This window comes from Bradyrhizobium sp. sGM-13, from assembly GCF_018398875.1.
In the GTDB taxonomy this organism is placed as follows: Bacteria; Pseudomonadota; Alphaproteobacteria; order Rhizobiales; family Xanthobacteraceae; genus Bradyrhizobium.
Map to the genome: position 1 here is coordinate 28,705 of NZ_JAGWDK010000029.1, position 26,759 is coordinate 55,463.

Consider the following 26,759-nt stretch of genomic DNA (forward strand, 5'->3'; position numbering starts at 1 on the left):
CCTGTTTGATTTGACTTCGAGTCTGGATGATCCGGCGATGAAATTCTCCGAATACCTTAAACCTGCGCTCGGCGTGGCCTTCGTTGCCGCTCTCGCCGTCGGCTATTACTGGTTCGAGCACCGTCCGCGCGCGGAAGAAAAGGAAACGCCGGGCCAGGCGCTGGTGATCGTGACCAAATCCACCAATGCCTGTTTCTCCGACATGGTGCGCGTCACCGGCTTTATCGTGCCGCGGCGCGAGGCCCAGATCGGCGTCGATCAGGAAGGCTCCAGGGTCACTGATCTGTTCGTCAAGGAAGGCGATACGGTTACCGAAAATCAGGAGATGGCGCGCCTCACCCCGCCGCCGCAACAGCCGGGAGCCCCGGGCGGCCGGCCTGGACCGATATCGCTTCGCGCGCCGGCTGCCGGCCTCGTCACCGAAGTCAGGACTGCGGTCGGCGCGCCGGCTTCGCCGCAGGCCGGCCCGATGTTCCGTGTCTCCGTGAACAATGAAATCGAGCTCGAAGCCGAAGTGCCGAGCGTTCATCTGCTCAAGCTCAATCCGGGTGCAACGGTGCGCATCAGCCGCGACGATGCGCCCGATGTCGTCGGCAAGGTCCGGCAGATCTCGCCGCAGATCGACCGCACCACCCAACTCGGCAAGGTCCGGATTTCGCTGAACAACAATCCCTCGCTCAAGGTCGGCATGTTTGCCCGCGCCAATATCGACGCCAAGCGTTCCTGCGGCGTCGCCGTCCCGCGCACCGCCATCGACCGCCTGACCCTGCAGGTCGTGAAGGGCAATACGATCGAGACACGAAAGGTGCGGGTCGGCCTGACCTCCGAAACCTCAACCGAAATTCTTGAAGGCCTCGACGTCGGCGAAACCGTCGTGGCCGATGCTGGCACCTCGCTGCATGACGGCGACCAGGTCAAGACCATGTTCGCCGACGAACTCGAGCGCACGCGGGCACGCTAATGGCTTTGAACATCTCGGCTTGGTCGATCCGGAACCCGCTTCCTTCGATCGTCTTTTCGATCATTCTCCTGGTCCTGGGCTGGGTCAGCTTCACCAAGCTTGCGGTGACGCGGTTGCCGAGCGCCGACATCCCCGTGATTTCGGTCGCTGTCGCGCAATTCGGCGCTGCTCCCGCCGAACTGGAAGCGCAGGTCACCAAGACCATCGAGGACGGTGTATCCGGCGTCGAAGGCGTGCGGCATATTTCGTCCTCGATTACCGATGGCCTGTCGGTGACGACGATCCAGTTCGCGCTCGAAACCAACACCGATCGTGCGCTAAACGACGTCAAGGATGCCGTCACGCGCGTTCGCGCCAACCTGCCGCAGAACGTCAACGAGCCGCTGATCCAGCGCGTCGACGTAATCGGCCTGCCGATCGTCACCTATGCCGCGATCTCGCCCGGCAAGACGCCGGAACAGCTTTCCTATTTCGTCGACGACGTCGTCAAGCGCGCGCTGCAGGGCGTCCGCGGAGTTGCGCAGGTCGAGCGCATCGGCGGTGTCGAGCGCGAAATTCTCGTTTCGCTCGATCCCGACCGGTTGCAGGCGGCGGGACTCACCGCCGTCAATGTCAGCCAGATCCTTCGCGGCACCAATGTCGACCTCGCCGGCGGCCGCGCCGAAATCGGCAAGAACGACCAGGCGATCCGCACGCTGGCGGGCGCCAAGACGCTGAACGATCTCGCCGGCACGATGATCCCGCTGTTCGGCGGCGGCGAAGTCCGGCTCGACGACCTCGGCACCGTCACTGACACCATTGCCGATCGCCGGACCTTTGCCCGCTTCAACGGCGAACCGGTGGTGGCGCTCGGCATCAAGCGCTCCAAGGGCGCCAGCGACGTGGTGGTGGCCGAGGCCGTGCAGAAGCGCATCGATGCGCTGAAGGTCGCCTATCCCGACGTCGACCTGAAGCTGATCGACACCTCGGTCAACTTCACCAAGGGCAATTACGATGCGGCGATCTCGACCTTGTTCGAAGGCGCGATCCTCGCGGTGATCGTCGTGCTGCTGTTCCTGCGCGATATCAGAGCCACTATCATCGCCGCGATTTCGCTGCCGCTGTCGATCTTCCCGGCGTTCTGGGCAATGGACCTGCTCGGCTTCTCGCTGAACCTCGTCTCCTTCCTCGCCATTACGCTGTCGACGGGCATTCTGGTCGACGACGCCATCGTCGAGATCGAGAACATCGTGCGCCACATGCGCATGGGCAAATCGCCCTATCGCGCCGCGCTGGAGGCCGCCGACGAGATCGGCCTCGCGGTGATCGCGATTTCGCTGACGATTATTGCGATTTTTGCTCCCGCCAGCTTCATGTCCGGTATCGCGGGACAGTTCTTCAAGCAGTTCGGCATCACCGTGTCGGTGCAGGTGTTCTTCTCGCTGCTCGCCGCGCGCTTCGTCACGCCGGTGCTCGCCGCTTACTTCCTGAAGGATCACCCGCACGAAGACCCGCCGCCCGGGCGCATCCTGCAGACCTACTCCAAACTCGTGACCTGGTCGGTGAAGCACTACTTCATCACGGTGTTGATCGGCCTCGGCGTTTTTGCCGCCTCGATCTGGAGCATCACGCTGCTGCCGCAAGGCTTTCTGCCGGCGCAGGACACCGCGCGCTCGCTGCTGGCAATGGAATTGCCGCCGGGCTCGCAGCTCGCCTACACCGAAAAGGTCACTGAGGAAATCGTCGCCCGTCTGCGCAAGCGTCCCGAGGTGAAGAGCATCTTCGTCGATGGCGGCCGCGTACCGCCGGGGACGCAGGAAGTCCGCCGCGCCGCGCTGATCATCAACTACACGCCGAAGGCCGATCGCAAGATTACGCAGCGGCAGCTCGAACTCGAGATCGGCCAGGAGCTGGAAAACGTTCCCGATATCCGCTTCTGGTTCCTCGACGAAAACGGCCTGCGAGCGATTTCCCTCGTCGTGACCGGCACCGACAGCAACATCGTCAACAACGTCGCCAGCGAGCTGGCGACGCAGATGAAGCGGATCCCGATCATCGCCAACGTGATCTCGGAAACCGCACTTGACCGGCCCGAGCTTCGCATCCGTCCGCGCGCCGAGCTCGCGGCACGGCTTGGCGTCTCGACCGAAAGCCTGTCACAAACGATCCGAGTGGCCACCATCGGCGACGTCGGTCCGGCGCTTGCAAAATTCGACGCCGGCGACCGTCAGGTGCCGATCCGGGTCCAACTCGAGGACAGTGCGCGCAGCGACCTGCAGATGCTGCAGCAATTGCGGGTGCCACTCGGCCAGCGCGGCGAACGCGGCGGCGTGCCGCTGTCTGTTGTCGCTGACATCCAGCTCGATCAGGGCCCGACCAGCATCAACCGCTATGACCGCGAACGACAGGCGACCGTCGCCGCCGACCTCGTCGGCACCGCAGCCCTCGGCGACGCCACCAAGTTCATCTACGATCTTCCGGTCATGAAGAGCCTGCCGAAGGGCGTGAGGGTCAGCCCGTCGGGCGACGCCGAAAGCCTCAACGAATTGTCGGAAGGATTTGCGACTGCGATCACCGCCGGCCTGATGATGGTCTATGCGGTGCTGGTGCTGTTGTTCGGCACCTTCCTGCAACCGATCACCATCCTGTTTTCGCTGCCGCTGTCGATCGGCGGCGCGATCGCGGCATTGCTGCTGACCGGGAAGCAGCTCACCACACCGGTTTGGATCGGCATCCTGATGCTGATGGGCATCGTCACCAAGAACGCCATCATGCTGGTCGAGTTCGCCAGTGCGGCGATCCGCGAGGGCAGGAAGCGCGAAGACGCCATGATCGACGCCGGCATGAAGCGCGCGCGCCCGATCGTAATGACGACGATTGCGATGGCGGCGGGCATGATGCCGTCAGCGCTGGCGTTCGGCGCCGGCGGCGAATTCCGTTCGCCGATGGCGCTCGCGGTGATCGGCGGCCTGATCTTCTCCACCATCCTGTCGCTGGTGTTCGTGCCCGCGATGTTCATGGTGATGGACGATTTCGGCGCCCTGTGCTGGCGCCTCGGCAAGAAGCTGATCGTCTCCAGCGCGGAGACGGAGTCTGAGGACCACGGATCGGATCATCACGGCAAGCCGCCGGCCAAGGGCCCGCCCGCGATATCGCCTGCGGCGGAGTGAGGGAGGACCTCCACGCTTCAAGTGCAACGGACTATCTGTCGTTCTTCCAAGCTCTTCGAGATGTTTGCCGGATGTGCAAAATTTCTACCGCGACTCGCACACGATAAAATATCTTGTAGGGATAACGAGCGACAAATATCACCCGGACATCGGGATCGTCGGTCCGATAACCGCTGTGCGGATGCTCCTTTAGCTGTTCTACCGCGCCACAAATGGTGGCGGCGACATTCCTCGCGCCGTTCGCGGATCGCTCTCTTAAATACTCGAAGATTCGTTCTCGGTCAGAGAACGCCGCAGGCGTGTAGCGGACTTTCATTCGCCGTGGCGCTTATCGGTTTCTGAAGTAAGCTCATCCGACACGAACTCCCCACGGTCGGCTTCAGCCAGTCCCTTCCCGACCGCGGAGCGCTCGTCGTCGGACATCGTATAGATGCCGGTCCTGCGTGCCTCGATTTCACGCGCGTATTCGGCAAGCTCCTCCTGATCCTCCAGGGGCCAGGTCTCAGCATGCTCGATGACTTCTTTGAGTATTCTGTTCATACGATCAATATACCACGGCGCGCGGCGTCTGACGATGCGAGGAACCCTACTCGTTCCTCGCCACCGCCGTCAGCTTGGTCATGTTTTGCAGCAAAATCCGCCCGCGCTGCAGGTCCAGAATGCCGTCCTTGCGCCAGAGCTGCAGTTGCCGGTTGACGCTTTCGCGGGCGGCGCCGACGAAGACTCCGAGTTGCTCCTGCGAGATGTGCACTTCGGAACCGAAATCGGATGCGAGCGCACAGAGCCTCCGCGCCAGCCGGACCGGCAGCGGCTGCAGCACGGATTCTTCCATCCGCTCGCTCTGCCAGCGGATGCGCTGACACAACAGCGTGATGATCTTGATCGCGACCTTGGGCTCGCGCTCCAGGAAGGCGAGGAAATCCTCGCGGCGCAGCACGAACAGTTCCGATGGCTCGCCGGCGGTAGCGTCCGCGGTGCGGCTCTGGCCGTCGAGCACGGCGACTTCGCCGAAGAGATCGCCGGAGCCCATGAAATTCAACGTCAGGCGGCTGCCGTCGGAGGCGCCGGTTTCGATCCGGATCTGGCCGCGGCGGACGCCGTACAGGGCGTCGCCGGGATCGCCCTTCTGGAACAACATTTCGCCGACGCCGAGCTGCTGGGTGTGGCAAAGGCCCGAGATGCGCTGCAATTCGTCGGCGCCCAAATCCGCAAACATCGGGTTCATTTTCAAAATGACCGCAAATTCGGCCTGTTTAGTCATTGGATTGCCTTCCAGATCGGCTCCACCGCCCCCGAACGCCGTTAGCAGGATTCCCCTGCCCACGAGTGTGTCATAAGTCACATAACTTTGCAGTAGCCCCGGATTATTTTTGGCTGCATTGGGCGCTATCCCTTTCCGGGATAAGCTCGCCCGACCGGTTGCGACGGCGTGTCGAGCCACCGAAATAAGAGCCGTTTGCGCGGTCTGGAATGTCGATATGAGAGCACTGAAAATTGCCGGCGCCATCATTGCCGCCGTGATCGTCGTCATTGCGTTGCTGCTGGTGGTCGGCATCCCCTCGGGCTACCTGAAGGCCGAGATCCAGGAGCGGATCGAGCGCGAGACCGGCTACAAGCTCGCCATCAATGGCGGTGCCAAGATCGGCCTCTGGCCACAGCTCAACATCCGGCTGAACGATGTCACGCTGCAGGATCCCAGGGATCGCGACATCAACCATCGTTTCACGGCGTCAAGCATCGAGGCGGACGTGACGCTGGCGAGCCTGTGGGCCGGCCGGCCGCAGATCACCGAGCTCGTCATCATTCGCCCGGTGGTGAATTTGCCCCTGAAGCGCGAGCGCGTGAGGGAGGCCAATCCTCCCTCGAAGCCCGCTGGCGGCAAAACGACGGACGCATTTTCGATCGAGCATGTCAGCGTCACCGGCGGCACCATCGTGTTCTCCAATTTGCGCGACCGCGTCGAGAGCAGGATCGAGACCGTCAACGCCGACATCACGATCGATGCCGACCGCAAGGTTACGCTGACCGGCAGCGCGCGCAGCGGCGGCCATCCGCTGAAAGTCGAAGCCAGGGCGGCGCTGCCCGCCGCCCCGGTCGAACGGCAGAACATCCCGGCCGAGATCAAGATCGACGCGCCGGGCCTGTTGCACGCGCAGCTCATGGCCAAGGCCGAAGCCCGGCTCAACGGCTCGGTCGTGATGATCAACGGCGTCACCGGCACCCTCGGCGACGGCGCGTTCAACGGCTGGGCCTCGGTCGATCTGTCGAGCAAGCCGCTGGTCAAGCTCGACCTCGATTTCCAGAAGCTCACGGTCGCCATGTCGCGCAGCACCGATTCTTCCTCAAGCCAGCCCTGGAGCAACGCGACGATCAACGTCAATGGGCTCAATTACGTCGACCTGCAGGCGCGCATTTCCGCGGCCGAACTCAAGATCGGCGACGCGCGCTTCACCCCTGCCGCGATCGACGCCACGCTCGCAAGCGGCGTCCTCAAGGCGCAGGTTTCCAACCTTGGCGCCTATGACGGCAACGCCAATGGCGACCTGACCGTCGATGTCTCCACCGCCAATCCCACTTATGCGATGCGGGCCGATCTCACCGGCGTGCGCGCGCTGCCGCTGCTGCACGGCCTTGCCGACTTCGACAGGATCGACGGCAGGATGCAGGCGAAGATCAGCGTGCGCTCGAACGGCACCAGCCAGCGCGCGATCATGTCGAACATGGCGGGCACTGCCTTCGTCGTGTTCCAGGATGGCGCGATCAAGGGGCTCAATGTCGCGCAGATGATCCGCTCGCTGACGGCGAGCACCTTGTCCGGCTGGCAGGCGAGCGATGAGAAGGCGACGGACCTTTCGCAATTGTCGGCGTCGTTCAAAATCGACAAGGGGCAGGCGCAGACCACCGACCTCAACCTCGTCGGCCCGCTGGTGAAGATGACCGGCGTCGGCACCATCGATCTCGGCACCAAGCAGATCGGCTTCCGTGTCGAGCCGAAACTCGTGATGACCACCGAAGGCCAGGGCCGCACCAGCGATCCGGTCGGGCTCGGCATTCCCGTGATGATCGAGGGCCCATGGGGGAGCCCACGGATCTATCCGGAGATGCAGGGTATTCTCGACAATCCGGAGGGGGCCTATGCCAAGCTGAGGGAAATGGGCAAGGGCCTGTTCGGACCAAACGGCGCCGGGCTTGGCGCTGCGATCGGCAACCTGCTCGGCGGCGGACAACAGGGTGCGGCCGGCGGACAGGGCACTGCGCCCGACACCGGCCAGACGGGCAAGCCGAATGATCCGCTCGGCGGCCAGCTTGGTGAGACCATCGGCAATCTCATTCAGGGATTGGGTGGATTGGGCCAGAATCAGCCGCAAGGCGGCGCGCGCCCGGGCGGGCAACGGAGCCTGACGCCGACCTCGCCCGCCGAGGCGCCGACGCAAGCCGCGCCGGCCGACCCGGCGCCTCCCGCAGCGCCGAGCGATACAACCGCGCAGCAGGACAGCCAGCCGATGAACGAGGTGTTGCGGCAGTTGTTCAATCGGTGAGGTTGATGCTCCCTCGCCCCGCTCTTCGCGGGGAGAGGTTAAGCGGCGCCTGCGCATGACGACGAATCTGCGGATTCCTGCCTAAAATCGCGGCTAACCATGCTGGCGGAGGGCCCGCCGGCCCCCTCAATTCGTGCTAAACAGGCCTCATCCGGGGCCCCCCAATAGCGCCCCGTGGCAAGCGACGAACGGATGCGCATGCTTAAGAGCGTGGCGCACGAGGGTCCGGATGAGCGAGGGCAACGAGAGAGCAAGGTTTCTGCGCGAGGGGCTGTTTGCCAAATACGTCGTCGCGCTGGTCGGGCTTGTCGTGTTCGTGCTGGCCATCAACGGCGCGATGGAAATCTGGATCACCTATCGCGGCATCAAGAGCTCGCTCCACGACGGCATGTCTGATAAGGCGGAGGCGACCGCGAAGCGGATCGCGCAGTCAATCTCCGAGCTGGAGCGGCAGATCTCCTGGGTGACGCGCGCCTCCACCAAGACGATCGAGGATCGCCGCGCCGACTACACCCAATTGCTGCGGCAGGTGCCGCAGGTCAGCCAGCTCTCGCTGCTTGGCAGCAACGGCCGCGAGCAGCTCCGCCTGACGCGGCAGACCGTCACGCTCGGCAGCAACGCTGATTTCTCCCGCGATATCCGCTTCACTGAAACCGTCTCGCGCGGCACCAGCTTTGCGCCGGCCTATCTGCGCGACCAGCAGCCATTCATGTCTATCGCGCTGTCGCATGCCGACGGCAGCATCACGGTTGCCGAAATCGATCTCGATTTCCTCTCCGAATTTTTGATCGACGCCCAGGTCGGCAAGGTGGCGTATGCCTATATCACTGACGCCAAGGGCGAGGTGCTGGCCAGGTCCTCGAACGGCCCCGAGGTCGGCAAGAATCTATCGGCGCTGCCGCAGGTCGCTGCTGTCAGCAAACCCGGCGGCGTGGCGCCGGCGTCGGGCCTAGATGACAATGGCGACGCCGTGCTGACGACGTCGAGCCTGGTGCCGAAGCTCGGCTGGCGCGTGTTCTTCGAGCAGCCAACGGCGCAAGCGCTGACGCCGATCCGCGATCAATTGGTGCGGATCGCGCTTCTGATCGCGCTTGGCCTCGTAGTCGCGATCATTGCCGGCACCGTCATGGCGCGGCGCCTGCTGGTGCCGATCACGGCGCTGCAGGCCGGCGCGCGGCGGCTCGGCGCCGGCGATTTCGGCCACCGCATCGAGGTGAAGACCTCGGACGAGCTGGAGGAGCTCGCCAACCAGTTCAACGGCATGGCCGGGCAGCTCGCCGAGACCTATTCGAACCTCGAAGCAAAGGTGAACGAGCGCACGCGGGACCTGGCGCAATCGATCAACGAGCTCAAGGTGCTCGAGGAGGTCGGCCGGGCGGTCGCCTCCTCGCTCGATCTCAACGCCGTGCTGCCGACGGTCGCCGCGCGCGCGCTCGAAATTACGCATGCCGACGCCGTGCTGATCTATGGCTATGACGCCGGCAATCACCAGTTCTCACTCACCGAAGCCATCGGCATCGACAAGGCTGCCGAAGGCCGCCACCGCGCCATCGACGCCGACCATTCACCGCTCGGCGAGGCCGCGACCTCAGGCGAGCCCATCGCGATCCCCCAGCTTGGCGCAACGTCCGAACATCCGCTGCGCGATGTCGCGATGGAAGCCGGCTTCCACTCGGTATTGGTGGTGCCCTTGGTCGACCAGACCGGCATTTTGGGATTGCTGGTGGTGCTGCGGCGGAACGAGGGCGAATTCTCCGCCAATCTGATCGGCCTGATGAAGACGTTCGCGCACCAGGCCGTGCTGGCGATGCGCAATGCGCGCCTCTTCACCGAAGTGGACCACAAGAGCCGCGAACTGCTCGCCGCCAACGACATCGTGCGCGAACAGGCGAGCAAGCTGCAAGAGCAGACCGATCAGCTCCGCGACTGGAATCGCTCGCTGGAGGAACGGGTGGAGACGCAACTCGGCGAGATCGAGCGCATCCGGCGGCTGGAGCGTTTCCTGGCGCCGCAGGTGGCGCAGCTTATCGCCTCCTCCGACGGCCATGAGGGCCTGCTCGACAGCCACCGCCGCGAGGTGACGGTGGTGTTCTGCGATTTGCGCGGCTTCACCGCGTTCACCGAGACCACCGAGCCGGAAGAGGCGATGAACGTGCTGCGCGAATATCACGCAGCGCTCGGCGAACTGATTTTCAAGTACGAGGGCACGCTCGACCGCTATGCCGGCGACGGCGTAATGATCCTGTTCAACGCACCGATCCAGTTCGAGGACCACACCGCGCGCGCGGTGCGGATGGCGGTGGAGATGCGCGATACCATTGGCGGGCTGACCGAGAAGTGGCGCAACCGCGGCCACAATCTCGGCTTCGGCATCGGCATCGCACTCGGCTACGCCACGCTCGGCCAGATCGGCTTCGAGCAGCGCCTGGAATACGCCGCGATCGGCAGCGTGACCAATCTTGCGTCGAGACTCTGCGACGAGGCCAAGGCCAATCAGATCGTGGTGAGCCGGCGCGTCTATGGCATGGTCGAGCCATGGGTCGAGGGCCGGCCGATCGATGATTTGAATTTGAAGGGATTCAATCATCCAATTTTGGCAGCCGAGATCACCGCCTGGCGCGAGTCGGTCGACAACGTGGTCGATGCAGCCGCGGCCCGACGGAAAAAGATGCAGTAGCCCGTCGTCCCTGCGAACGTTTCCGTCGTCAACAGCGCACGCACCGCGTTGCTGCAACCGTTGCAGCCGCCTGACAACAAGCCACGTCGACGCACGCGCCTGTCAGTGCCAACCGGGCTGCTGCATTCGCGCGCGGGTCTGCGCCAATTCTTCGAGGCTGCTGTCGATCTGTGTGCGGTACATGCCGATATCCTCGAGATGGCGATCGTCGAGCTTGCGCAGGGCCTCGCGCATGGCGTGCCGTTCGTGGCGCGCAATGACCGCTGCGAGGAAGCTGTTGACGAGACGGCGCAGGCGCGCGAGCCAAACCGCAGTTCGCCAGGCAAATGGCTTGGTGGCGGAGGTCGGAATGGTGGTCAGCATAGTCATGGCTATTTTCTTTCAAACAGTAGCCGGAACCCGGTGAGCTTGCCTGGCACCCTTCTATCGAAGGCCTGCTGCCAGCATGGTGTCAGCAGGCTTCGGTACGTACGCCTGAAGGCGCGACGAGCACCGGACCCGACTGGATCAAGGATCTAAAATGAGGGAACGATGAACCGCACCGCCGGCAGGGCCAGCCCGCCGGTGATGCAAGACGAAGCTCGTCAGGCCACCTTTCGTCCGGCCGCGAGATCCTTGACGGCTTCGGTGGTCAGCGGCTGACCACCGACGCCCCAATCGCCGCTCGCGACTTCGGAAATCTTGACCCAGGTAACGCCGCGCATGTTCTCGCCTTCGATCGCCACCATGGCGTCCGTAAGCTTCCTGATCATCTGGCTCTTCTGCTCGGAATTGAACACGTTCTCGATGAGGTGAACCTCTATCAATGGCATGCAGTTCTCCTTGATGCTTGCCTCGCGGCAGCGAGGGCAGCGTCAACATGCCCGTTACGACCGGCCAAGGCTTTCAGACCGCTCTGATTTACCGTCCAGACTCTCTTGAGATATCGCCGCGAAGCTATGCAGATCTCAATTATCGCAGGCCCGCGCGCCGAAACCCTTCCAGATAATGCGCCTTGTCAGCCTCGTGCTCGAACGGCAGTCCGCTGGCCAGCCAAGCGAGCGAGAAGTTGGGCTGGGCGCCGCGGAGGCCCTCGACGGCTGCTTTGGCGGCGTCAGTGTCGCCGGCCATGCCGAGGGAGGCCGTCAGCACGCGGTGGGCGCCGACGAAGTCGGCGCGCTGCCGCAGCGCTTCACGCGACAGGCGGATCGCCTCTGCGTAATTTTTGCCGACATACTGGCAATAGGCAGCGACGCCGCAATAGATCGCGGCAAAGGGATCGCGGGGTGAGAGTTTCAGCGCCTCGCGCGCCGCGCGATCACCGTCTTCCCAGCGCCCGCGATAGGACAGCGCAACACCATAGATGCCGCGCGCGGGCGAAAAATTCGGATTGAGCCGCAGCGCCAGCTCGAATTCGGCGATACAATCATCGAAGCGCCGGTTGAACAGATAGACACTGGCCAGCGCATAATGCGCCCACGCGTCCTCACTGTCGGCCCGGATCGCCGCCAGCGCCGCGCGCTCCGCCGTTGGTACGGCCAAGGACATATCCTGCCAGCCCATATGGGCGCCGAACGTATGGCAGGCAGCCAGCAGGCTGAGCGCCTGGCCGTATGAAGGATCGACACTGATCGCCTTTTCCAAGAGCGCCTGCGCGACCAGATTGTCCTGCCGCGTCACGCGCCAGTAATGCGATAGCGCCCGCATCACCAGATCCCAGGCATCCATGTTGTCAGGCGCCTTGCGCCGGGCCCGGAAATCCTCGGCAGCGTAGAGTTGCGGCTCGATCGCCGCGACGACTGCCTGCGTGATTTCGTCCTGCACGGCAAACACGTCGGCGAGATTGCGGTCGTAGCGCTCCGCCCAGAGGTGACTGCCGCTCGCCACGTCGACGAGCTGGGCCGTGATGCGCACATGGTCGCCGTCCTTGCGCACGCTGCCTTCGACGACATAGCCGACGCCGAGCTCCTCGCCGATCTGCTGGTGGTGGACGGATTTCCCCCGGTAGATGAACGAGGAATTCCGCGCGATCACATAGAACCAGCGCAGCTTCGACAGCGCGGTGATGATGTCCTCGCTGATGCCTTCCGAAAAATACTCCTGCTCCGGCTCGCCAGAGAGATTGGCAAACGGCAGCACTGCAATCGCGGTGCGATCGAGCGCCGGAAGGGGCGGGTGCAACGGTTCGCCGGTGAGGTCGAGCGGCTGGGGCGCAGCAGCACGCACTTCGCGGCCGTTCGCTGCTTTCGGCTGCACGTCGCCGACGAAACGAAAACCCTTTCGCGCGAGCGTGCGGATCATGATTTGATCCTTGCCGCTGTCGCCGACTGCCTTGCGCGCGGCGTTGATCCGGCTCGTCAGCGTGGATTCGGAGATGATGCGGCCATCCCACACCTTCTCGATCAGATCGTCCTTGGTGACGACGCGGTCGCGGTTTTCGATCAGATGAACCAATAGATCGAACACCTGCGGCTCGACCGCCACGCTCTGGCCGCCGCGCGTCAGCTCGCGAAGGTCGACATCGAGGACATGGTTGGAAAAGTGAAATTGCACGGCTTCATCCCGGTTAAATCGTCATAAGTCATTTCTGATCGGCACGTAAATTTCCGGTCACTTTGTCCCGCACTTCTTGTTTGAGCATGATCTCCGGGCAAACGCTCCGCGTTTGTCCCGAGGGAAAACCGGTATCCACTTTTCCGGATCATGCTCCCGGAAGAGGTAGAGCGAATTTCCCGGCGGGACCCTGTGAAAAACTTCACAGAAACAGGCATCTCATTGAAAAATCAGGGTCCCCTCAAGGCAAAATCAGCCCCGCATCACAGTCTTTAGGTCCGCCCAAGGCCATGTTTGGTTCATCGCGGCCCTCTTCCGTGGCCGCAGCATCCCAAAAGGAGACATCGATGGCCGCCCAGAGCGCGATCGCAGCGACCCGTACCCAAGCCGATTCTGCCAAAGCCGATTCCGCCCAACCTGCCCCCGACCTTGCAGCCCTCAAGACGCGTCAACAAGCCGCATGGTCGTCAGGCAATTACGCCATTGTCGGCTCGACGCTGCAGATCGTCGGCGAAGAACTCTGCGAGGCGCTCGATCTCAAGGCCGGCTCAAAGGTGCTCGATGTCGCCGCCGGCAACGGCATGGCGAGCCTTGCTGCGGCTCGGCGGTGGTGCGACGTCACCTCGACCGACTATGTGCCGGCGTTGCTGGAGCGCGGTCGGGCGCGCGCCGCGGCGGAAGGCATGTCAATCGAATTCAGGGAAGCTGATGCGGAAAACCTGCCGTTCGATGATAACAGTTTTGACACGGTGCTCTCCACCTTCGGCGTCATGTTCACACCGAACCAGGACCGCGCGGCCGCCGAGCTGATGCGGGTCTGCAAACCCAAGGGCCGGATCGGCTTGGCGAACTGGACGCCGGACGGCTTTATCGGACAAGTCTTCAGGACGCTCGGCAAATATCTGCCGCCGCCCGCTGGGGTCAAATCGCCCGCGCTGTGGGGAACGAGCGCACGGCTGACCGAAATGTTCGACGCGGGCGCGCGCTCGATCAGAGCGGAATCGCGCTTGTTCAAGTTTCGCTATCGCTCGCCGTCGCACTTCCTCGACGTGTTCAAGACGTATTACGGCCCGGTGCTCAAAGCGTTCGCAGCCCTCGAGCCGGCGAAACAGGAAGAGCTGCATAACGACCTGTATGCCCTGATCGTTCGCATGAACCGCTCCGGCGACAGCACAATGGTCGTTCCCAGCGAATATCTCGAGGTCGTCATCACCAAGTGGTGAAACGTCGCGCCGAAGACTTCACCGGAGCCATCGGCGTGGCTCCGTCGGTGGCACCCCGCATAAAAATCAGGAGCATTTCGATGACCAATGTGATTGAAATCTCGCGCGCATATCGCGAAAAGGCTTGTGTCGTGGCGCTGCATTGCTCGCTGGGTTCAGGCCGCCAATGGAAGACGCTCGCCGATGAACTCGGGAGCGAGCATCCATTCTTCGCCCCTGACAAGGCGGGTTATGGCGCCAATGGCGGCTGTGCGGCGGATCTGCCGCTGACGCTCGCAGAGGAAGTTCGATGCCTGAGCGGCCAGCTCCACGATGCGGACGGCCCCATCCATCTCGTCGGCCATTCCTACGGCGGCGCGATTGCGTTCAAGATCGCGACCTGCTCCCCGTTCGCGCATCGCCTGCGCAGCCTGACGCTGATCGAGCCGGTGCTACCGACACTGCTGTGCGAGAGTGACGCAGACCGGCGGCTGCACGCGCGTTTCGCAGAGGTCGCGCGTGAGGTTTCCGAGGACCTCTGGAATGGATCGGTGCTGGAGGCAATCGACAAGTTCGTTGAGTTCTGGAACGGGTCCGGTCCGCAGGATCCGCTACCGGCCAGCGCGCGCCTGCGCATGATCGAGCGTGCCGACAAGCTTGCGTTCGATTTCACGGCGGCGTTCGCCGAACAGAACGTCGCCACCGCGGCGGCCTCGCTTCGCGTGCCGACGCTATTGTTTTCGGGAGGGTTGTCGCCCTATCTCACCCAACGCATCGTGCAGCGGCTCGGCGCGATCATGGACTGCGCCGAGATCCGGCATTTGCCGGCCGCCGGCCATATGCTCCCGCTGACGCACGCGTCATCCGTCAATCCCGCGATCGCGAGGCATATCGCCCGCGCGGACGAACTGGCCGGCGTTCCGCTGGCGCTCGAAACGGCGCTGGCGGAGGCCGGCAGCCGGGCGGAGGGATGACATTCTTGGCGCTTGGCTCTCCCGCCGGCCTTCTGGTATCGGTTAAGGCCGAAACCGGGAACGAAACGCAGATGACCATCTTCCACGCGCGCGGCCTTTCACTGACGCTGGCCTCCCTGATTGCCGCAGGCTTGATCTGCCTTTCCTCCTCCCCCCTCGCCGCCGACGACCCCGACCCCGCCGCACCCAAGGGCGCTGCGGTCACCGTGCTCAAGGCGGCGAAATCCTGCTTTGCCAATATCGTCGAGGTGTCCGGCACCATCATTGCGCGCGAGGAGACGCAGGTGCGGCCCGAGCGGATGGGGCTGAAGGTGGCCGAGGTGATGGTGGATGCGGGCGACAGCGTCACCGCAGGGCAGGTGCTGGCGCGGCTGAATTTGCCGGAGGGCGGGCAGATCACGGTGCAGGCGCCGGTGGCGGGCGTGATCTCGGCCTCGAATGCCAGCGTCGGCGGGCCGGCCACGGGCAGCAAGGGCGAGGCGTTGTTCTCGATCATCGCGCGCGGCGAGTTCGACCTGGTCGGCATGGTACCGACGCGCGATATCGCCAAACTGCAGGTAAACCAGACCGCGCGGATCAAGGTGATCGGCGCCGGCGAGGTCGACGGGCGGGTGCGGCGGCTGTCGACCACGGTGGAGCCGAACAGCCAGCTCGCGCAGGTGTTCGTCGGCGTCACCACTCCGCGGCGGCTGCTCGTCAATTCAAGTGGCCGCGCGCAGATCAGGACCGGGCAGAGCTGCGGCGTCGCCGTGCCGCTGACCGCGATCCTCTATGGCACTGCCGGCACCGTGGTGCAGGTGGTGCGGCGCGCCCGCGTCGAAACGCGGCGGGTGGAAACCGGGCTGATGTCGGCCGGCCAGGTCGAGATCACCTCGGGCCTGCAAGAAGGTGACATCGTGGTGGCGCGCGCCGGCGCGCTCTTGCGCGAAGGCGATCCGGTGCGGGCGGTGACGGCGAGCGCCGACGCGAAGTAGGTGGGCGGGCAAACTGTTGCCGTCGCCCTTGCGAACGCAGGGGCCCATAACCACCAGCTTACATTGTTGAAGCAAAGCCCATCTCGCCGTGTGCCATTTCCGCAGGCCGCGGCGTATAGGTCCCTGCGTTCGCAGGGACGACGCGTTGAGAGATAACGGTTGGGCCCGCTTATCCGCCGAGGCGGACGTCTTCCAGCAAGGACGACGATACCTGGGGCACCTGCTCGCCGTCGGAGGCGCGGGAGATGGAGATGCGGGTCTTGTTGAAGGCGCTGGCAACGCCGGACTGCGAATTCAGGTTGTTGAGCAGCTCGGTGACCAGCACGCTGTACTGGCCCTTGCCGTCGTCGGCGACCTTGCCCGGCGTAGCCGAGGTCAGGATCAGCGCGTTCTCCGGCGTGGAGATCGGGGCCAGCCCATGGGAATAGGAGCGGAAGCGGCGCTCGTAAGGATTGCGGCGGGAGGCATCGACGACGACGAGCTTGGCGCTGGCGCCCTTCTCGGTCATCGTATCAAGCACCTGCTCGATGCTGACGCCGTCGCGGCGGACGTCGGCTTCCTTCCAGATCGCGGCGTCGACCGGGATCATAAAGCTCTCGCGGCCGACCTGGACGCCATAGCCGCCGAAGAACAGCATCGCGACCGTGTCCGGCTTGATCTTGTCTTTCAGGCGGGCGACGGCGCGAGCCATGTCGTCCTTGGTGGCGTCTTCGACCACGTCGACATCAAAACCCTTGGCCCGCAATGCAGCCGTGAGGCCGCGGGCATCGTTGATCGGCTGGGACAGCGGCGCTGCGGCATCCGGATAATGGCCGTTGCCGATCACCAGGGCGACGCGGTTGGACGTGCCGATCGCGCCGGTCTGCTCGGTGCCGATCGCCTTGGCGGCGTCCAGCGAACGCTTGTTCAGCGCGGCATGGGCGCCGATCGCCAGCGACACCAGGCCGATAAAGGCAACGGCAATGGTGACGGTGCGGCGGGAAATGCAGAGCTGACCAAGGTTCATTCGCGTTTCCATTCCCAAGTTTGTCCATAGCGCCAAGCAAGATCGCGCCAGTTAGTCGCGTGCGGACCGTTCAGGTTTGATGGGGTTGCCGGGTGTGTGCCGTCTAATTGCGCTCAATTTGCGGCACCGCAACAACGGTCTTTTAGCCTGTCGGGCCCTTCCGGACAACCTCATTCGATGCATGGAACCAATTGCAGCCGACTATAAGAGGAGGGTTAACACCAGTTAAGTGACCCATATCACATTGTGTTCCCTTCCGGATTTGGTTAGTTCTCAAGGGCTTGCAGGCCCATCCGGCCGGCGGTGGCTGCGTGGACTCCCCATCGAGCCGTAACAGAAGCCCCGGGACTACCGGGGTTTTACGGATCGTGCTCAACGTGGCCCTCCCCTTCACCGTTCCGGCGGAAAGAAACTGCATGGGCTTTTCTACCATCGCCGGCGCCGCATTTCGGGCGCTGACTGCGCGAAAAGACGGCCCGTCGCTCTACGACGTCTGCGACCCCGTGCTGCTGAAATACCGCGGCGGCGACCTCCATCTGGGGAAATTCTATCGCACGGCGCTGGGCAACCCGGCGCTGCGGCCGCTGTTGCGGCGAACCGGGCACCCGGCCTTGCGCGACCAGAAGAGGCTGGGCGCCCTGCAGGAGGCGCTGCGACGGGCGCGCGACGATGCCGAGCCGGACTGGGCCGCGGTGGGGCAGCCGATCGCCGAGCTGATGGCCGATATTAATGTCCGCCACCCCGCCCCCGGGCCGGTGGCGGCACCAGGCCGTCCGCCCGGGCGACGTGAAATCGACCGGGTGATCCGCCGCTGCGGCGCGCATCTGCTCGGCTCATTCGCCAAAAACGGCTTCATCCCGACCTATGCCGCCTTCAACCTGATCGGCGACGCCGACATGGGCGGGCGCGAGATGCTGATGGCGCTGACCGGGCTGAACTCGCGCGGCTACAAGAACTCGACGCTCTTGTTCAGCCTGGCGCGGATCTTCATCGCGCATTCGCCGGCGCGCGCGCTGATCAACCCGCCCTGGCGAGGGATTGCCGAGCCGATGTGGCAGCCGATGCAGATCCGCCACCGCTCGGCCTATTACGACGCCTTCTTCACCGAGGCGCTGCTCAGTTACGTCGAGACCGGGCTGGCATCTTCGGACGAGGCCGCGGCCTCAAGGCGCGCGATTTCGGAGATGGTCGATTTCTGTCTCAAGACGTCAGCCGAGGAAGTGCCCGCGCATGACGGCCCCACCGTGAACGTGATCACGGCCCTGGCGCCGCTGCCGCATCCGCGCTTTTCAAAATTCTTCTCGCAGATCAAGCAGGATTTGGGCTTCGGCATCTACGTGCCGGACTGCGACACCACGGCGTGCTCGTTCTCGGCCGCCACACAGGCCGGCCGCACCGATCCGATCCTCGACCAGCCGTTGCTCGACTTCTACCGCGGCTACCAGGTGCGCGAGGGCGCCAACGAGCCGCGCGTCACTGTGCCCTTGAACGACAATATCGATTACGAGGGCGGCGTCGTCACCTGGATCGATAATCTCGCGGGTGACCGGCCCTATGGCAACGATCTCGATCCCACCCTCAACCTCGACATTCTCGAAGTCTCTTTCCGCAATCTCAAGCGCTGGAAGGTTTTGGAGACACCGCAGCGGCTCGAGACGGTGCATCGCATCCTGGGCTTCCAGCGGCGGCTCGCCGAAAGCGGCGCGTTCAAGAATCCTCGCTCGCACATCTATTACCTGCCGGAACTCTACTCCGCCTATTTCGGCCGCTGCCATGCCGCGTTCATGGCATTGCCCGAGCCGGCGCGGCAGGCAATCGATCCGGACGGCACGTTCGCGTTGATCCGCGAGAAGGTGCTGGCCTATGTCGAGGGTGAACTGATCGCGCGCGAGATGAACCCGTTCGACGCCGCGCTGGCGCTGATGGCGCTGGCACATCTCGGCGCCGACGTCTCGACATTCGCGCCGGCGCTGCACTGCATTGTCGCAAGTCTCGGCGAGGGCGGCCGGCACGGGCCGTACCGGGCGTACGAGTGGAACAAGATGAAGACGCCGACGCGGATTCTGGTCGGCGGGCCCGAAGTAACGTCGGCGTTCGTGTTGATGGGCCTGTCGTTGGCGCGGAGGGCGATGACGAAGGGGGCTTCGACGTAACCGCCGTCATTCCGGGATGGTCTGAAGGACCAGACCTCAGGTGCGCAATTGCGCACCGGGGAATCTCGAGATTCTCAGGGGCGCGAGGGCGCCCCGTAGTTCGATGCTTCGCATCGCTCCGGAATGACCATTCGTATGACGGGAAATTGAAAGCGGTGCGACACCCCCGCTCTGGCAAGACAGCTCCATTGTCCGCACAATCCGCATCATTTTGCCACCGGGATTGCCGATGAAATTACGGACGTTGCTTTCTGCGTTCCTGCTGCTGTCACTGCCCGCCACCTCACACGCGGCCGACATCACCGGCATTCCAAAAATCCGCGAGGGCGATCAGCTCCAGATCGGCAACCATCGCATTCGCCTCGGCGGCATCGACGCGCCTGCCGTCGATCAGCTCTGCCTCAACACGAGGGCTGAGCGCTGGACCTGCGGCGCCGCCGCGCGCGACGAGTTGATCAAGCGTTTCGGGGCCAAGAGCTGGACCTGTCGTACACGGGCGGTGGCGGATCGCCGCGGCCGCACGGTGGCGCGCTGCGAGGCCGACGGTGAGGACATCCAGAAATGGCTGGTGTCGAACGGCTGGGCGCTGGCGCAGACGCGGCTCTCGCGCGACTACGAGGCAGACGAGAAGGCCGCGCGCGAGGCCAAGGCTGGAATGTGGCAGGGCGCGTTCATCGCGCCATGGGATTGGCGCATCCGCAACAAGAAAACCGCCGTTCTCGGCGCGGTCCAGCCGCCGGAGAATGCGCGGGCGGTTCTCTTGGCCTCGGCATCCGGACCGGTGGCGCCCTCGCCCGACTGCACCATCAAGGGCAACGTCAATCGCGCCGGTGAGTGCATCTATCACCAGCCGACAAGCCGCTGGTATGCGAAGATCGAAATGAAGATCTCAAAAGGCACGCGCTGGTTCTGCTCGGTCGAGGAAGCCGAAGCCGCCGGTTGTCGCGAGACACGGCGGTAGTGGTTGTAGTTAACCTCGCCCGTTTGCGGGGAGAGGGAGCGGCATCTACGGTGTCCGATCAGCGCATCGAAAAACGAATGCGGCAACGACGCGGCTTGCGGCGGGCAATGTTGCTCGCACTCGTCATCCTCGGCGGTTACGGCCTGCTCGCCTATCTGGTGCTGCCGGGCTTCTGGACGCATTACGAGCATCAGCGCGGGCTGAGCACCATGCCGATGGTGACGCGCACCGCGCAGGGCATTCCCGGCGATCCCATGAATGTCGGGCTGATCGGAGACCAGCGCGATGTGGTCTGCGCCATGCATGCTGCGGGCTGGTATCCGGCCGACCGGATTACGCTGAAATCCTCGATCGAGATCATCGGCAGCGTGCTGCTCGATCGCCCCTACAAGGAGGCGCCGGTGAGCAACCTCTATTACCTCGGCCGCCGCGAGGATCTCGCCTATGAAAAGCCGATCGGCACCAGTGCCGACCGCCGCAACCATGTGCGCTACTGGAAGGTGCTGGAAAGCGGCGAGGAGAAGCGCCCGGTCTGGCTGGGAGCAGCGACGGAGGATCGCGGGGTCGGCGTCAGCCGATACACCGCCGCCGTCACGCACCACATCTCGCCCGATCTCGATGCCGAGCGCGCGCTGCTTGCGACTGACCTGGAAAATGCCGGCATGGTGGACGCGAAATACCAGGTCACCGGCATCGGCCCCACGATCGCTGGGCGGAACGGCGGCGGCGACGCCTATTACACCGACGGCGAAATCTGGGTGCTGCGGCTGGTCGAGGCCTGCAAGAAGCGCGAAGGACCCGCGGTGACGATCCCGAGCCCGCCGGCGACCGAGCTCAAGGATCAGATCTGGCGCGCGATCGCGAATGCGGTGGGGAAATGACCTGCGTGATTGTGAGGAGCGGAGCAATGAGAGCAATTCACTTCTCATCAAATTGCAGAATGGATTGCTTCGCGGAAGCCTGTCATCGGGGCGCACATTTTTGTGCGACCCGGTGGCTCGCAATGACGACCCCAATCCAATATTATGCCGACCTTCGACCGATGCCGCTCCCCTGACGTTCTACAATTAAGGAAAACCAAAAAATGACCGTTCGCGCGGGCCGGGAATTTCTGGCCATCCCGGGACCTACTACCATGCCCGACGAAGTGCTCCAGGCGATGCATCGCCCGGCGCTCGACATCTATTCCGACCAGATGGTGCAGCTGACCGAAAGCCTGCTCGCCGATCTCTCAAAGCTGTTCGCCACCAAAGGCAAATCCTACATCTACATCGCCAACGGCCATGGCGCGTGGGAAGCGACGCTGTCCAACGTGTTGTCGCGTGGCGACAAGCTGCTGGTCCTGGAAAGCGGACGCTTTGCGATCGGCTGGGGCCAGGCGGCGGCTGCGATGGGCGCCGAGGTCGAGGTGCTCAGGGGCGACTGGCGCCGCGCGATTCGCGCGAGTGAGGTCGAGGCGCGGCTTCGGCAAGACAAGGACCACACCATCAAGGCGATTGTCGCCGTGCAGGTCGATACGGCTTCCGGCGCCTATAATGACATCGAAGCGATCGGCAAGGCGATCAAATCGACGGGGCATCCTGCGCTGTTCATGGTCGATACCGTGGCGTCGCTCGGCTGCATGCCGTTCGAGATGGACGCATGGGGAATCGATGTCGCGATGTCCGGCTCGCAGAAGGGCCTGATGACGCCGCCCGGCTTAGGCTTTGTCGCCGCCAACGACCGCGCCCGCGAGGTGCACAAAAAGGCCAACCTGCGCACGCCCTATTGGGACTGGACCGAGCGCGAGGGCAGCGAGCATTACCGCAAATATGCCGGTACTGCCCCGGTGCATCTATTGTTCGCGCTGCGCAAGGCGATCGATATGCTGCAGACGGAAGGGCTGGAGAACGCGTTCCAGCGCCATCGTTTGCTCGGCGAGGCCGTGCGCCGCGCGGTCGCGGTCTGGAGCGAGGGCCAGGTTATTGGCTTCAACATCGCGGAGGCCAATGAGCGCTCGAACACCGTGACGACGGTGGCCATGAACGGCCACGATCCAGCCGCGCTGCAACGCTACTGCAAGGAAAAATGCGGCGTGGTGCTCGGCACCGGCATCGGCGATTTGTCCGGCCAAGCTTTCCGCATCGCCCATATGGGTCATGTGAATGCGCCGATGATCCTGGGCACGCTCGGCGTCGTCGAGGTCGGCCTCAACGCGCTCGGCATTCCCCATGGCAAGGGCGGAACCGAAGCCGCGATCGAGTATCTCGGAGAGAACGTCGGGGTGTAAAAGTTGTCGTCCCTGCGAACGCGCATCCATCTGGCAATCTTGCCACCCATCCCGATATAAGGCGGTACCTTTCAGGACCGACGAGGACCGCGTGACACAAGCCGCCGCCAGAAAGCCCGCCCTCTCGCCGCCGGTCGCCCCGCGCCGGCCGCATACTTTCACCACGCACGGCATGACCGTGCAGGACGACTATGCCTGGCTGAAGGACCCGAAATGGCAGGAAGTGCTGCGCGACCCCTCGATCCTCGATCCGGACATCCGCAAATATCTGGAAGCCGAGAACGATTACACCGAGAGCCTGCTCGGCCACACCGCCGTCCTGCAGAAGAAACTGGTCGCGGAAATGCGCGGACGGATCAAGGAAGACGATTCCAGCGTGCCGTCGCCGGACGGCCCGTTTGCCTATTTGCGAAAATTCCGCGAGGGCGGGCAGCATGAAATGTTCGGCCGCACGCAGCGCGATGGCGGCGCGGTAAGAATCGTGCTCGACGGCGACGCCCTCGCCAAGGACCATGAGTATTTCAAGTTCGGCGGCGCGCGGCATTCGCCTGACCATCGACTGCACGCATGGAGCGCCGACACCAAAGGCTCGGAATATTTCTCGATCCGCGTGCGCGACTGGGAGACGGGGATCGACCGCGACGATCTTGTCGAGGAGACCGACGGCGGCATCGTCTGGAGCAAGGACTGCCAAAGCTTCTTCTATGTCAAACTCGACGACAACCATCGCCCGATGCAGGTGTGGCGACACCGGATGGGCACCAAGCAAGCCGACGATACGCTGGTCTATGAAGAAAAGGATTCCGGCTGGTTCACCCATCTGCACGAGAGCTCTTCCGGCCGTTTCTGCGTGATCGCCGGCGGCGATCATGAGACCTCGGAACAGCGGCTGATTGATCTCGCCAATCCCGAAGCGCCGCCGCGGCTGGTGGCGGCACGCGAGGAAGGCGTGCAGTATTCGATCGCCGACCGCGGCGAAGAATTGTTCATTCTAACCAATGCGGACGACGCGATCGACTTCAAGGTCGTGACCGCGCCGCTCGCCTCGCCCGAGCGCGCCAACTGGCGCGATTTGATTCCGCACCGCGCCGGCATCTATGTGCTCGATGTCGAACTCTATGCCGGCCACATGGTGCGGCTGGAGCGCGCCAATGCGCTGCCCGCGATCATTATCCGCGATCTCGGCAACGGCGAGGAACATGCCATCGCCTTTGACGAGGCGGCGTATTCGCTCGACACCATGGGCAGCTATGAATTCGAGACAACCAATCTGCGGTTTTCCTATTCGTCAATGACGACGCCGTCGGAAGTCTATGACTACGACATGGCGAAGCGAACGCGCGTCTTGCGCAAGCGGCAGGAGATTCCGTCAGGCCATGACCCGGCTGACTATGTCACCACGCGGATCATGGCGACGTCGCATGACGGCGCGTTAGTGCCGGTCTCAATCCTGCACCGCAAGGACCTCGTGCGCGACGGCAAGGCGCCGCTGCTGCTCTACGGCTACGGCTCCTACGGCATGGCAATGCCGGCCTCGTTCTCAACCAACCGACTGTCGCTGGTCGATCGCGGCTTTGTCTATGCGATCGCGCATATCCGCGGCGGCGCGGACAAAGGCTGGGGCTGGTATCTCGACGGCAAGCGCGAGAAGAAGACGAACTCGTTCGATGATTTCGCTGCCGCTGGCCGCGCCTTGATCGAAGCAAAATACACCAGCGCCAAGCGCATCGTCGGCCATGGCGGCAGCGCCGGCGGCATGCTGATGGGAGCTAGCGCCAACCGGGCCGGCGAATTGTTCGCCGGCATCGTCGCCGAAGTGCCGTTCGTCGACGTCCTCAACACCATGCTCGACGACACGCTGCCGCTGACGCCGCCGGAATGGCCGGAATGGGGCAACCCGATCGAGAGCGAAAGGGATTTTCGCACCATTTTGTCGTACTCGCCCTACGACAATATCGCGGCGAAGGAATATCCCGCTGTGCTTGCGATGGGCGGCCTGACCGATCCGCGCGTCACCTACTGGGAGCCGGCGAAATGGATCGCGCGGTTGCGCGCGACCATGACCGGCGGCGGGCCGGTGCTGCTGCGCACCAACATGGGCGCCGGCCACGGCGGCGCGTCGGGCCGGTTCAACCGGCTGGATGAAGTCGCGATCGCCTATGCGTTTGCGCTATGGGCGGTGGGGCTGGCGGAGAAGGGTGAGGTGTAAACCGCATCCGCTCCACGACCTAACGCGCAACTATCAAGGTTGGTCGTCCCTGCGAACGCAGGGACCCATACCGCGGAATCTATCTGTATCGCTCCGTGGTCGCCGACCTCCATAACAACATCGGCCTGTGGTTATGGGTCCCGGGTCGCGCTTCCGCCTTCGCTCTTCGAGCTACGGCGGACAGGTCGCTTGCCCGGGACGACGGTGGTGGGCGAAATGCAAGTCACCGCCCGTTCTTCTTTCGCCACTCGGCGAAATCGGTCAGCGTCTGCGGATCGGTCGCCGGATAGAGCCCGAAAATGCCGCGGCCGTTCTGGACCTGTTCGGTGACGAAATCCTCGAACGCCGTCATCTCGACCGTCTCGTCGGCGATCTCGTCGGCCAGATGCGCGGGGATCACGATCACGCCGTCGGCATCGCCAAGAATAACATCGCCCGGAAACACCGGCGCGTCACCGCAACCGATCGGCACGTTGATCTCGATCGCCTGATGCAGCGTGAGATTGGTCGGCGCGCTCGGGCGGTGGTGATAAGCAGGGAAGCCGAGCTTTGCGATCTCGGCGGAGTCCCGAAAGCCGCCATCGGTGATAACGCCGGCGCAGCCGCGCTGCATCAGCCGCGTCACCAGGATGGCGCCGGCGGACGCGGCCCGGGCGTCCTTGCGGCTGTCCATCACCAGCACCGCGCCGGGCGGGCAATCCTCGATCGCCTTGCGCTGCGGGTGGCTGCGGTCGCGAAACACGTCGATCTTGTTGAGGTCCTCGCGCGCCGGCATGTAGCGCAGCGTGAAGGCTTCACCGACCAGCACCGGTTGATCGGGGCCCAAGGGGTGCACATCCTGGATCATCTGGATGCGGAAGCCGCGGTTGAATAGCGCGGTGGCGACGGTGGCCGTGGAAACGGTTTTGAGTTTGTTGCGGGTGGCGTCGCTCAGTTTTGTCATTGTGTTCTCGCTTTCTGGGTCGTCATTCCGGAGCACTCGCCTCAGCGAGCGAATCCGGAATCTCGAGATTCCGGGTTCGCGCTTCACGCGCCCCGGAACGACATCGTGGCTCACACCGCCCCGTGCGCTTCCACATACAGCGCATAGACCGAGTGGCAGCTCGTCATGTAGAGGCGATTGTTCTTCGGGCCGCCGAAGGTGAGATTGGCGCACCGCTCCGGCAGGCGGATGTGGGCGAGCGGCTTGCCGGCGGGGCTGAACACCATCACGCCGTCGAGATCCTCCGGCTTGCCCTTGAGCTGATACACCCGGCGACCGCCAACCTCCGTCGGCTCGGGCTGCAGCGCGCCGTTGGAGCCCCAGCCGCACCACAAATTGCCGTCGCGGTCGACGCGGAAACCGTCGAGCGCGCCCTGATCTGCGGCGTCGATCAGCTTGGTCTTGTTGCCCACCGTGCCGTCGTCGTTGACGTCAAAGCTCCAGATGCTGCGGTTTGGCGTGCCCTTCCATTCCACGACATAGAGCTTTTTCTCATCCGGCGAGAACGCCAGGCCATTGGGATTGACGATGTCGGTGATCACGGCGGTGAGCTTGCCGTCCTTGGGCAGGCGATAGACGTTGGTGGTCGCCTGCTCGGGCTTTTCCTTCTTGCCTTCCCACTCGCCGTTGATGCCGAACAAGGGATCGGTGAACCAGATGGTGTCGTCGGATTTCACCACGACGTCGTTCGGCGCGTTCAGCCGCTTGCCCTCGAACTTGTCGGCCAGCACGGCGATCTTGCCGTCCTTCTCGGTGCGGGTGACGCGGCGGGTGACCGAATGCTCGCAGGTGACGAGGCGGCCCTGACGATCGCGCGCGTTGCCGTTGGCGTAGTTGGCATTGGCGCGGAAGACCGAGGTCTGGTTGGTCTTCTCGTCGAACTTCATGATGCGGTTGTTGGGGATATCGGAGAACAGGAGATAGCCTCCTTCCGGAAAATACGCCGGCCCTTCGGCCCAGCGCATGCCGGTCGCGACCTGCTCAATGGTCGAGGAATAGATCCGGTACTTTGCAAAACTCGGATCGAGGATTTGCACCGCCGGATCGGGATAGCGCTGGTTCGGCGTGAACGGGAATGATTGCGCGAGGGCGGTGCGCGCGAGCAGCGTCGTGGCAGCGGCGCCGGCGCCTGCGAGCAGGTTGCGTCGGGTGATGTTCATCGGTTGTCCTC

Annotated in this window: 21 protein-coding genes; 12 read left to right on the forward strand and 9 right to left on the reverse strand. The window is 63.8% G+C overall.

What is annotated here, in order from left to right; genetic code table 11:
- The first annotated feature begins 37 nt into the window (after window positions 1-37).
- Both KJQ96_RS30770 and KJQ96_RS30775 read left to right on the forward strand, forming a co-directional pair.
- Window positions 38-961 (forward strand): efflux RND transporter periplasmic adaptor subunit, encoded by a 924-nt coding sequence (locus KJQ96_RS30770; RefSeq protein ID WP_213290112.1) that lies wholly within the window; start codon window positions 38-40, stop codon window positions 959-961.
- Window positions 961-4,110, forward strand: coding sequence for an efflux RND transporter permease subunit (locus KJQ96_RS30775; protein ID WP_213290113.1), 3,150 nt, complete (start codon window positions 961-963; stop codon window positions 4,108-4,110). The genes KJQ96_RS30770 and KJQ96_RS30775 overlap by 1 nt, the downstream gene beginning before the upstream one ends.
- 31 nt (window positions 4,111-4,141) lie before the next feature.
- Here KJQ96_RS30775 and KJQ96_RS42215 read toward each other — a convergent pair whose 3' ends face one another.
- From KJQ96_RS42215 to KJQ96_RS30790, 3 genes are read right to left on the reverse strand one after another with little or no spacing between them, the layout of a single operon-like run.
- Entirely contained in the window at window positions 4,142-4,426 is a 285-nt protein-coding gene (locus tag KJQ96_RS42215; RefSeq protein ID WP_213290114.1) for a type II toxin-antitoxin system RelE/ParE family toxin, read from the reverse strand.
- The gene (locus tag KJQ96_RS30785) at window positions 4,423-4,650 is read right to left on the reverse strand and encodes a hypothetical protein (protein WP_213290115.1); all 228 of its coding nucleotides are present in this window, start codon (window positions 4,648-4,650) and stop codon (window positions 4,423-4,425) included. The genes KJQ96_RS42215 and KJQ96_RS30785 overlap by 4 nt, the downstream gene beginning before the upstream one ends.
- Window positions 4,651-4,696: 46 nt before the next feature.
- Entirely contained in the window at window positions 4,697-5,371 is a 675-nt protein-coding gene (locus tag KJQ96_RS30790) for a Crp/Fnr family transcriptional regulator (RefSeq protein ID WP_057841362.1), read from the reverse strand.
- A gap of 217 nt (window positions 5,372-5,588) precedes the next feature.
- Between KJQ96_RS30790 and KJQ96_RS30795 the strand changes: the two genes are divergently transcribed.
- Window positions 5,589-7,649: an AsmA family protein gene (locus KJQ96_RS30795; protein ID WP_213290116.1), complete on the forward strand. Its 2,061-nt coding sequence runs from the start codon at window positions 5,589-5,591 to the stop codon at window positions 7,647-7,649.
- A 229-nt stretch (window positions 7,650-7,878) separates the two neighbouring features.
- A complete protein-coding gene (locus KJQ96_RS30800; protein WP_213290117.1) occupies window positions 7,879-10,326 on the forward strand; it encodes an adenylate/guanylate cyclase domain-containing protein in 2,448 nt (815 codons plus the stop codon).
- A 102-nt stretch (window positions 10,327-10,428) separates the two neighbouring features.
- Here the strand turns inward: KJQ96_RS30800 and KJQ96_RS30805 are convergent, their stop codons facing one another.
- The 3 genes from KJQ96_RS30805 to KJQ96_RS30815 form a co-directional block, all read right to left on the reverse strand.
- Window positions 10,429-10,695, reverse strand: a complete 267-nt coding sequence (locus KJQ96_RS30805) for a DUF1127 domain-containing protein (protein WP_213290118.1) — start codon at window positions 10,693-10,695, stop codon at window positions 10,429-10,431.
- Window positions 10,696-10,910: 215 nt separating this feature from the next.
- A complete protein-coding gene (locus tag KJQ96_RS30810; RefSeq protein ID WP_213290119.1) occupies window positions 10,911-11,138 on the reverse strand; it encodes a tautomerase family protein in 228 nt (75 codons plus the stop codon).
- A gap of 139 nt (window positions 11,139-11,277) precedes the next feature.
- On the reverse strand, window positions 11,278-12,858 hold the full coding sequence (locus KJQ96_RS30815) for a winged helix-turn-helix domain-containing protein (RefSeq protein ID WP_213290120.1): 1,581 nt from the start codon (window positions 12,856-12,858) through the stop codon (window positions 11,278-11,280).
- Between the two features lie 347 nt (window positions 12,859-13,205).
- Between KJQ96_RS30815 and KJQ96_RS30820 the strand changes: the two genes are divergently transcribed.
- The 3 genes from KJQ96_RS30820 to KJQ96_RS30830 all read left to right on the forward strand — a co-directional run bounded on the left by KJQ96_RS30820 (window position 13,206) and on the right by KJQ96_RS30830 (window position 16,008).
- Window positions 13,206-14,081 (forward strand): class I SAM-dependent methyltransferase, encoded by an 876-nt coding sequence (locus KJQ96_RS30820; protein WP_213290121.1) that lies wholly within the window; start codon window positions 13,206-13,208, stop codon window positions 14,079-14,081.
- Window positions 14,082-14,161: 80 nt separating this feature from the next.
- On the forward strand, window positions 14,162-15,034 hold the full coding sequence (locus tag KJQ96_RS30825; RefSeq protein ID WP_213290122.1) for an alpha/beta fold hydrolase: 873 nt from the start codon (window positions 14,162-14,164) through the stop codon (window positions 15,032-15,034).
- Window positions 15,035-15,105: 71 nt separating this feature from the next.
- Entirely contained in the window at window positions 15,106-16,008 is a 903-nt protein-coding gene (locus KJQ96_RS30830) for an efflux RND transporter periplasmic adaptor subunit (protein ID WP_213290123.1), read from the forward strand.
- Window positions 16,009-16,177: 169 nt separating this feature from the next.
- Here the strand turns inward: KJQ96_RS30830 and KJQ96_RS30835 are convergent, their stop codons facing one another.
- Window positions 16,178-17,014, reverse strand: coding sequence for a caspase family protein (locus KJQ96_RS30835; protein ID WP_213290124.1), 837 nt, complete (start codon window positions 17,012-17,014; stop codon window positions 16,178-16,180).
- A gap of 416 nt (window positions 17,015-17,430) precedes the next feature.
- Between KJQ96_RS30835 and KJQ96_RS30840 the strand changes: the two genes are divergently transcribed.
- The 5 genes from KJQ96_RS30840 to KJQ96_RS30860 all read left to right on the forward strand — a co-directional run bounded on the left by KJQ96_RS30840 (window position 17,431) and on the right by KJQ96_RS30860 (window position 24,606).
- The gene (locus tag KJQ96_RS30840) at window positions 17,431-19,167 is read left to right on the forward strand and encodes a hypothetical protein (protein WP_213290125.1); all 1,737 of its coding nucleotides are present in this window, start codon (window positions 17,431-17,433) and stop codon (window positions 19,165-19,167) included.
- A 229-nt stretch (window positions 19,168-19,396) separates the two neighbouring features.
- Complete coding sequence (locus KJQ96_RS30845; RefSeq protein ID WP_213290126.1) at window positions 19,397-20,128, forward strand: thermonuclease family protein; 732 nt, start codon at window positions 19,397-19,399, stop codon at window positions 20,126-20,128.
- Between the two features lie 77 nt (window positions 20,129-20,205).
- Window positions 20,206-21,009, forward strand: coding sequence for an LssY C-terminal domain-containing protein (locus KJQ96_RS30850; protein WP_213290127.1), 804 nt, complete (start codon window positions 20,206-20,208; stop codon window positions 21,007-21,009).
- Window positions 21,010-21,212: 203 nt separating this feature from the next.
- Complete coding sequence (locus tag KJQ96_RS30855) at window positions 21,213-22,397, forward strand: alanine--glyoxylate aminotransferase family protein (RefSeq protein WP_213290128.1); 1,185 nt, start codon at window positions 21,213-21,215, stop codon at window positions 22,395-22,397.
- 91 nt (window positions 22,398-22,488) lie between these two features.
- Window positions 22,489-24,606 carry a S9 family peptidase gene (locus tag KJQ96_RS30860; RefSeq protein WP_309142490.1) on the forward strand — a complete coding sequence of 706 codons (2,118 nt, stop codon included), beginning with the start codon at window positions 22,489-22,491 and terminating at the stop codon, window positions 24,604-24,606.
- A 223-nt stretch (window positions 24,607-24,829) separates the two neighbouring features.
- On the opposite strand, the gene KJQ96_RS30865 is transcribed toward KJQ96_RS30860, so the two are convergent.
- Both KJQ96_RS30865 and KJQ96_RS30870 read right to left on the reverse strand, forming a co-directional pair.
- Entirely contained in the window at window positions 24,830-25,549 is a 720-nt protein-coding gene (locus KJQ96_RS30865) for a ribonuclease activity regulator RraA (protein ID WP_213290130.1), read from the reverse strand.
- 110 nt (window positions 25,550-25,659) lie between these two features.
- A complete protein-coding gene (locus KJQ96_RS30870) occupies window positions 25,660-26,748 on the reverse strand; it encodes an SMP-30/gluconolactonase/LRE family protein (protein ID WP_213290131.1) in 1,089 nt (362 codons plus the stop codon).
- Window positions 26,749-26,759 lie beyond the last annotated feature (11 nt).

Coding starts and splice junctions, on each gene's coding strand:
- KJQ96_RS30770 (WP_213290112.1), top strand. CDS start 38: ATGAAATTCTCCGAATACCTTAAACCTGCGCTCGGCGTGGCCTTCGTT.
- KJQ96_RS30775 (WP_213290113.1), top strand. CDS start 961: ATGGCTTTGAACATCTCGGCTTGGTCGATCCGGAACCCGCTTCCTTCG.
- KJQ96_RS42215 (WP_213290114.1), bottom strand. CDS start 4,426: ATGAAAGTCCGCTACACGCCTGCGGCGTTCTCTGACCGAGAACGAATC.
- KJQ96_RS30785 (WP_213290115.1), bottom strand. CDS start 4,650: ATGAACAGAATACTCAAAGAAGTCATCGAGCATGCTGAGACCTGGCCC.
- KJQ96_RS30790 (WP_057841362.1), bottom strand. CDS start 5,371: ATGACTAAACAGGCCGAATTTGCGGTCATTTTGAAAATGAACCCGATG.
- KJQ96_RS30795 (WP_213290116.1), top strand. CDS start 5,589: ATGAGAGCACTGAAAATTGCCGGCGCCATCATTGCCGCCGTGATCGTC.
- KJQ96_RS30800 (WP_213290117.1), top strand. CDS start 7,879: ATGAGCGAGGGCAACGAGAGAGCAAGGTTTCTGCGCGAGGGGCTGTTT.
- KJQ96_RS30805 (WP_213290118.1), bottom strand. CDS start 10,695: ATGACTATGCTGACCACCATTCCGACCTCCGCCACCAAGCCATTTGCC.
- KJQ96_RS30810 (WP_213290119.1), bottom strand. CDS start 11,138: ATGCCATTGATAGAGGTTCACCTCATCGAGAACGTGTTCAATTCCGAG.
- KJQ96_RS30820 (WP_213290121.1), top strand. CDS start 13,206: ATGGCCGCCCAGAGCGCGATCGCAGCGACCCGTACCCAAGCCGATTCT.
- KJQ96_RS30825 (WP_213290122.1), top strand. CDS start 14,162: ATGACCAATGTGATTGAAATCTCGCGCGCATATCGCGAAAAGGCTTGT.
- KJQ96_RS30830 (WP_213290123.1), top strand. CDS start 15,106: ATGACCATCTTCCACGCGCGCGGCCTTTCACTGACGCTGGCCTCCCTG.
- KJQ96_RS30835 (WP_213290124.1), bottom strand. CDS start 17,014: ATGAACCTTGGTCAGCTCTGCATTTCCCGCCGCACCGTCACCATTGCC.
- KJQ96_RS30840 (WP_213290125.1), top strand. CDS start 17,431: ATGGGCTTTTCTACCATCGCCGGCGCCGCATTTCGGGCGCTGACTGCG.
- KJQ96_RS30845 (WP_213290126.1), top strand. CDS start 19,397: ATGAAATTACGGACGTTGCTTTCTGCGTTCCTGCTGCTGTCACTGCCC.
- KJQ96_RS30850 (WP_213290127.1), top strand. CDS start 20,206: ATGCGGCAACGACGCGGCTTGCGGCGGGCAATGTTGCTCGCACTCGTC.
- KJQ96_RS30855 (WP_213290128.1), top strand. CDS start 21,213: ATGACCGTTCGCGCGGGCCGGGAATTTCTGGCCATCCCGGGACCTACT.
- KJQ96_RS30865 (WP_213290130.1), bottom strand. CDS start 25,549: ATGACAAAACTGAGCGACGCCACCCGCAACAAACTCAAAACCGTTTCC.
- KJQ96_RS30870 (WP_213290131.1), bottom strand. CDS start 26,748: ATGAACATCACCCGACGCAACCTGCTCGCAGGCGCCGGCGCCGCTGCC.